The 6,794-nt window shown below is 64.5% G+C and carries 5 protein-coding genes and 1 pseudogene; all 6 read left to right on the plus strand.

Annotated elements, in window-relative coordinates:
* Positions 1-875 (plus strand): methylenetetrahydrofolate reductase [NAD(P)H] (metF, locus tag VGD20_RS02450; protein WP_331132934.1); only part of this gene is annotated, 875 nt, incomplete at its 5' end.
* Complete coding sequence (locus tag VGD20_RS02455; RefSeq protein ID WP_331132935.1) at positions 872-1,936, plus strand: homocysteine S-methyltransferase family protein; 1,065 nt, start codon at positions 872-874, stop codon at positions 1,934-1,936. The genes metF and VGD20_RS02455, both read left to right, overlap by 4 nt.
* Positions 1,937-1,940: 4 nt before the next feature.
* Positions 1,941-2,462, plus strand: coding sequence for a GNAT family N-acetyltransferase (locus VGD20_RS02460; RefSeq protein ID WP_331132936.1), 522 nt, complete (start codon positions 1,941-1,943; stop codon positions 2,460-2,462).
* 22 nt (positions 2,463-2,484) lie between these two features.
* A complete protein-coding gene (gene metH, locus VGD20_RS02465) occupies positions 2,485-5,103 on the plus strand; it encodes a methionine synthase (RefSeq protein ID WP_331132937.1) in 2,619 nt (872 codons plus the stop codon).
* Positions 5,104-5,112: 9 nt separating this feature from the next.
* Entirely contained in the window at positions 5,113-6,156 is a 1,044-nt protein-coding gene (locus VGD20_RS02470; RefSeq protein ID WP_331132938.1) for a glycosyltransferase family 2 protein, read from the plus strand.
* Positions 6,157-6,249: 93 nt separating this feature from the next.
* A pseudogene (locus VGD20_RS02475) lies at positions 6,250-6,794 on the plus strand (right-handed parallel beta-helix repeat-containing protein); the annotation flags it as partial.

Consider the following 6,794-nt stretch of genomic DNA (forward strand, 5'->3'; position numbering starts at 1 on the left):
TCGAAGGCGATATCGGCGTCAGCTTCGAATTTTTCCCGCCCAAGACCGAGAAGATGGAGGCGCAGCTGTGGGACACGTTCCGCACGCTCGAACCGCTCGGCCCCAGTTTCGTGTCGGTGACCTACGGTGCCGGCGGGTCGACGCGCGAGCGCACCCATGCGACGGTCGCGCGGATCGCCGCCGAAAGCCGCGTGCCGCCCGCCGCGCACCTGACCTGCGTCGAGGCTTCGCGCGCCGAGATCGACGAGGTCGCGCGCGCCTATTGGGATGCGGGGGTGCGGCATATCGTCGCATTGCGCGGCGATGTTCCGGGCGGTGCACCCTATCGCGCGCACCCCGATGGCTATGCCAATGCGATCGAACTGGTCGCCGGGCTGAAGGCGATCGCGCCGTTCGACATTTCGGTCGCCGCCTATCCCGAAGTGCATCCCGACGCCGACTGCGCCGAGTCCGACCTCGATAACCTGAAGCGCAAGCTCGATGCCGGCGCGACGCGGGCGATCACCCAATTCTTCTTTTCGCCCGAAAGCTTCCTGCGTTTCCGCGATGCCGCCGCCGCCGCGGGAATCTCCGCGCCGATCATCCCCGGAATTCTGCCCGTATCGAATGTGTCGCAGACGCGGCGCATGGCCGATATGTGCGGCACCGCGATTCCCGGCTGGATGATCTCGCTGTTCGAAGGGCTCGACGACCTGCCCGCGGCGCGCCAGCTCGTCGCGGCGACGATTGCCGCCGAAATGTGCCGCCGGCTCTATGCGGGCGGGGTCCGCGATTTTCACTTCTACACGCTCAACCGGGCGGAGCTCAGCTACGCCATCTGCCACCTTCTGGGGCTGCGTCCGGCGTCTGCCCCGGCGACGGAGAAAGCCGCATGACCCCCAATCCGGCCAAAAGTGCACGCGAAGCCCTGCAGGCGGCGGCCAAGCAACGCATCCTGCTCACCGACGGCGGCTGGGGAACCCAGATCCAGCTCAGGAAGCTGACCGAGGCCTGCTACGCGGGTAACCTCGGCCTGTCGCACGACCAGAAGGGTAATAACGACATTCTCGCGCTGACGCGCCCCGACGTCGTGACCGCGATCGGCGAAGCCTATCTCGCGGCCGGGTCCGACATCGTGTCGACGAACACCTTCAGCGCCAACCGGATCAGCCAGGCCGATTATGGCGCCGAGGCGCTGGTCGCGGACATCAACATCGAAAGCGCGCGGCTGGGCCGCGAGACCGCGGTGAAATATGAAGGGCTCGATGGCCGCCGCCGCTTTGTGGCGGGTGCGGTCGGGCCGACGAACAAGACATTGTCGCTGTCGCCCGACGTCAACAATCCGGGCTTCCGCGAGATCGATTTCGACGAGCTCAAGGATGTCTATCTGGAACAGGTCGTGGCGCTCGCCGAAGGTGGCGCCGATTTCATCCTGATCGAAACCATTTTCGACACGCTCAACGCCAAGGCGGGGATCGCCGCGACGCTTGAGGCCGAAGCGAAAGTCGGGCGCGAATTGCCGCTGATGATCTCGATGACGCTCACCGACCTTAGCGGTCGTAACCTGTCGGGACATACGGTCGAGGCCTTCTGGTATGCGGTGCGCCACGCCCGGCCGTTGACGATCGGGCTGAACTGCTCGTTCGGCGCTGCCCAGCTTCGTCCGCACGTGAAGGTCCTGTCCGAACTCGCCGATGCGCTGGTGATGGTCTATCCGAATGCGGGCCTTCCCAACGAGCTCGGCGAATATGACGAACTGCCCGAAACGACGGCCAGCCTCGTACGCGAGTGGGCCGAGCATGGGCAGGTCAATGTGCTTGGTGGCTGTTGCGGATCTACCCCGGCGCATATCGCGGCGATGGCGAAGGCGATCGAAGGCCTTCCGGCGCGGCAGATTCCCGAAGTGCCGGTGCGCACGCGGCTTGCGGGGCTGGAGCCCTTCACCATGGCGGCCTGAAACGATGAGCGACATTTCGGCATGGACGATCCGGGAAGCCGGAGCCGACGACGCGGCAGCGCTGGCGTTGATCGGCGCAGCGACCTTTCTCGAGACCTTCGCCGGCATTCTCGACGGCGATGCGATCGTCGGTCACTGCGCCGCGCAGCACAATGAAGCGGCGTATCGCGCCCATCTGGCCGATGGCGCGCGCGCGTGGATCGCCGAAGCGCAGCCCGGCGGCGCGCCGATCGGCTTTGCGCTGGTGAGCAAACCCGACCTCGCGGCAGCGATCGACGGCGATATCGAACTGAAGCGCATCTATTCGCTGTCGCGCTTTCACGGCAGCGGCCTCGGCGCGGGGCTGATGAAGCAGGCGCTGGAAGCCGCGCACGGCCATCGCCGCCTGCTGCTTGGCGTGTATGCGCAGAACGAGCGCGCACTCGCCTTTTACCGCAAACAGGGGTTCGCCGACCTCGGGACACGCCAGTTCAACGTCGGCGGCAAGCTGTACGACGATCTCGTTCTCGCTCGTCCGCTCGCCTGATGCCCATTTCCAGGATTACCCTATGACCACCGCCGCCTCCTCCAGCTTCGTCAACATCGGCGAACGCACCAACGTCACCGGATCGGCGGCGTTCAAGAAGCTGATCCTTGCCGACGATTATACTGCGGCGGTCGAGGTCGCGCGCCAGCAGGTCGAGAACGGCGCGCAGGTCATCGACGTCAATATGGACGAGGGCCTGCTCGACGCCGAATATGCGATGACGACCTTCCTGAAGCTGATCGCGGCCGAGCCCGACATCGCGCGCATCCCGGTGATGATCGACAGTTCGAAATGGGATGTCATCGAGGCGGGTCTGAAATGCGTGCCCGGCAAACCGATCGTCAATTCGATCAGCATGAAGGAAGGCGAAGAACCGTTCCTCGCGCACGCGCGCAAATGCATGGCCTATGGCGCCGCGGTCGTCGTGATGGCGTTCGACGAGGTCGGGCAGGCCGACACCAAAGAGCGCAAGATCGAGATTTGCGAGCGCGCCTACAAGCTGCTCACCGGCATCGGCTTCCCGCCCGAGGATATCATCTTCGACCCCAATGTCTTCGCAGTCGCGACGGGCCTCGAAGAGCATGACAATTACGCCGTCGATTTCATCGAGGCGGTGAAGGAAATCCGCGTTCGCTGCCCACACGTCCATTTCTCGGGCGGCCTGTCGAATCTCTCGTTCGGCTTTCGCGGTAACGAGGTCGTGCGCCGCGCGATGCACAGCGTGTTCCTCTATTATGCGATCCCCGCCGGGCTCGACATGGCGATCGTCAACGCGGGACAGCTCGACGTTTACGACACGATCGATCCCGAACTCAGGCAAGCGGTCGAGGATGTCGTGCTCAACCGCAAGGTCGAGGGCGAAGCTGAAAGCCCGACCGAACGACTGATCGCGCTCGCCGAGCGTTACAAGGGTAGCAATCCCGCGCAGGAAAAGGCGGCCGAGGAATGGCGCGGCTGGGAGGTCGCGAAGCGGCTCGAGCATGCGCTGGTCAAGGGCATCGACGCCTATGTCGTCGACGATACCGAGGAAATGCGCCTGTTGATGCCGCGCCCCATCGAGGTGATCGAGGGGCCGCTGATGGACGGTATGAACGTCGTCGGCGACCTGTTCGGGTCGGGCAAGATGTTCCTGCCGCAGGTCGTGAAATCAGCGCGCGTGATGAAAAAGGCCGTCGCACATCTGCTGCCCTTCATCGAGGCATCGAAGGAGCCGGGCGCAAAGGGCAAGGGCAAGGTCGTGATGGCGACCGTCAAGGGCGACGTCCACGATATCGGCAAGAATATCGTCGGCGTCGTGCTGCAATGTAACGGCTTCGAGATCGTCGATCTCGGCGTGATGGTGCCCTGGTCGAAGATCCTCGAGGCTGCGAACGAGAATGACGCCGACATGATCGGCCTCTCGGGGCTGATCACCCCGTCGCTCGACGAGATGGTGACGGTGGCCGAGGAAATGCAGCGCGCCGGCATGACGATGCCGCTGCTGATCGGTGGTGCGACGACGTCGAAGGTCCATACCGCGCTCCGCATCGATCCCGCCTATCAGGGGCCGGTGCTCCACGTTCTCGATGCCAGCCGCGCGGTCGGCGTCGCGACATCGCTCGTCAGCGACACCGGACGCGACGTCTATGTGCAGGGATATAAGGACGATTATGCCCATGTCCGCGACGTGCGCGCGGGCAAGGGACAGAGCGTGTTGCACACGCTCGAAGAGGCGCGCGCCAATTATTACGACGCCTATTTGAGCGACAAGCCCGCGCCGCCGTTGCAGCCCGGGCTGCACCGCTTCGACGACTGGTCGCTCGAAGATTTGCGCGAATGCATCGACTGGACGCCTTTCTTCCGTGCGTGGGAGCTGCACGGCACATACCCGTCGATCCTTCAAGACGACATCGTTGGTGAGACCGCACAGGCACTCAAGGCCGACGCCGATGCGATGCTCGACAAGCTGATTGCGGAGAAATGGCTGACCGCGCGCGGCGTCTGCGCCTTCTGGCCGTGCGCGCGCGACGGCGACAGCGTCACCATTCACCTCGCCGAGGAGGAACGCCATGTGACGCTTCCCTTCCTGCGCCAGCAGATCAAGAAGAGCCGCGATCGCGCCAATATGTGCCTCGCCGACTTCATCGATCCGGCGGGCGACTGGATGGGCGGCTTTGCGGTCGGCATCCACGGCATCGAGCCTTTTTCGGAACGCTTCCGCGCCGACAAGGACGACTATTCGGATATCCTGCTGAAGGCGCTCGCCGACCGCTTCGCCGAAGCCTTTGCCGAGCGGCTGCACCAGCATGTCCGCACCACCCTCTGGGGCTATGCGCCCGGCGAGCAGCTGACCAACGAGGCGCTGATCAAGGAAGAATATCGCGGTATCCGTCCGGCACCGGGCTATCCCGCCTGCCCCGACCACAGCCTGAAGCCGATCCTGTTCGATCTGCTCGCGGCGGGCGACAATGCCGGGCTGGTGCTGACCGAAAGCTTTGCCATGCTGCCGACGGCGGCGGTCAGCGGATTCTATTTCGGCCATCCCGAAAGCCAGTATTTCGGTGTGGCGCGGATCGGCAGCGACCAGCTTGCGGACTATGCAGAACGGCGCGGGGTCGATATCGAGACGGCGACGCGCTGGCTGCGTCCAAACCTCGATTAGGCTTTGTCTATGACTGCCGATGCCGAAACATCGACCGGAGCAGGGCAGCAACCATGGCTGAGCATATTGATGCCGGTCTATAATGTTGCGCCCTTTGTCGAAGAATGCCTCGGTTCGATACTCGATCAGCTGGATGGGCAGCCCGGCATCGAAGTGATCCTGCTCGACGACCAGTCAACCGACGGGTCGGCCGGCCTGTGTCAGCGGGTTGTCGCGCATTGCCAATCGAACATCCGGCTGCTCCACCATGGCGAAAATGCCGGGCCCAGTGCGGCGCGCAACTCGATGCTGGAGGTCGCCCGCGGCGACTATGTCTGGTTCGTCGATGCCGACGACCGAATCCTTCCCGGTGCGATCCGGTCGCTGCAGGAAATTGCCGCCAGCGTGCGGCCCGACGTCATCATGTGCGACTATGTCCGCGAGGGCAGCGAATGCTATGCGACGTTCGACGGGCCCGAGCGGCGGGTCAGCAACTGCACCGAAACGCTGGTCGCGGGCGTCTTTGCAAAGCGGCGGCTCCACGCCTGGTCACGCGTGTGGAAGCGCGACCTGTTCGGTTCGTCGATCCGCTTCCCCGTCGGTGCCTGCTTCGAGGATGCGGCCACCATACCCTGGCTGCTGCTCAAGGCCGAAAGCTTCTATTATGCCGCCGAGCCCTGGGTCTATTATCGCTCGCGGCCGGGAAGCATCATGGAGCGCCTCGCCAGAACGCGGAGCTTCGATGTACGCCGCAACGACGATCTGGCCGGCGCGCTCGCCGGGTTTCATTCCGCTCTGGCCGAGGCACTGCCGGACGCCGCGTCCGAAACCATGGCGACTGTAGCGCGCTTCCAATCGCGGGAATTCGTCAAGATCGCCAAGCGTCTGGCACGCGGACGCAAAACATCATGGACGCGGCTGCGGACGGACATCGGGCGGTACCAGACAGTCATGGAGGCGCATTCGCCTTTGCCGTTCGCGGCGGTCGCCAGGCAATATCTGGCGCGCGGGAAGATCGGCCGCGCCGCCGCGCTCGGCTTGGTGCTTGCCGTATCGCGGCCCGAGCGTTCCTAACCTTTTCGTGTGCGAATGTCCGATATCGGGACGGTCGCGCGGTTAACCGCCTTCGCAAACGACTGGCGGCGCGAAGACGGCTATGAGGGCTTTATGACAAAGTCTCTTTTCCATCGGCCCATGCTGCCGCTGCTCGTCCTCCCGCTGCTGTTTGCGCCGGTTCCGGTGCCCGCGCAATCGGGCGGCGCTCCCTATGTCGTCGCCGAATCGGGGCGTAGTTTCGGGCGGTTGCAGGATGCGGTCGATGCGGTTGGCGAGGGCGAAGGGACGATCCGGGTCGCGCCCGGCTACCATCGCGACTGCGCCGTCCAGACCGCGGGGCGGATCGCATTCGTCGCGGCCGAAGCCGGCCGCGCGATTTTCGACGGTGTGGCATGCGAAGGCAAGGCGGCGCTGGTGCTGCGCGGCGCCGGTGCAAAGATCGACGGGATCGTATTTCAGAACATGCGTGTCCCCGACGGTAATGGCGCGGGCATCCGGCTCGAGCGAGGCGATCTCGACGTCGTGAACAGCCTGTTCCGCAATAGCGAGGAAGGCATTCTGACCGCCGACGATCCCGAAGGCACGCTGGCGATTGATCGTTCGACCTTCTCGCGTCTCGGCCGCTGCGACCGCGGTCTCAGCTGCGCGCACAGCGT

The organism is Sphingopyxis sp., assembly GCF_036402335.1.
Taxonomy (GTDB): domain Bacteria; phylum Pseudomonadota; class Alphaproteobacteria; order Sphingomonadales; family Sphingomonadaceae; genus Sphingopyxis.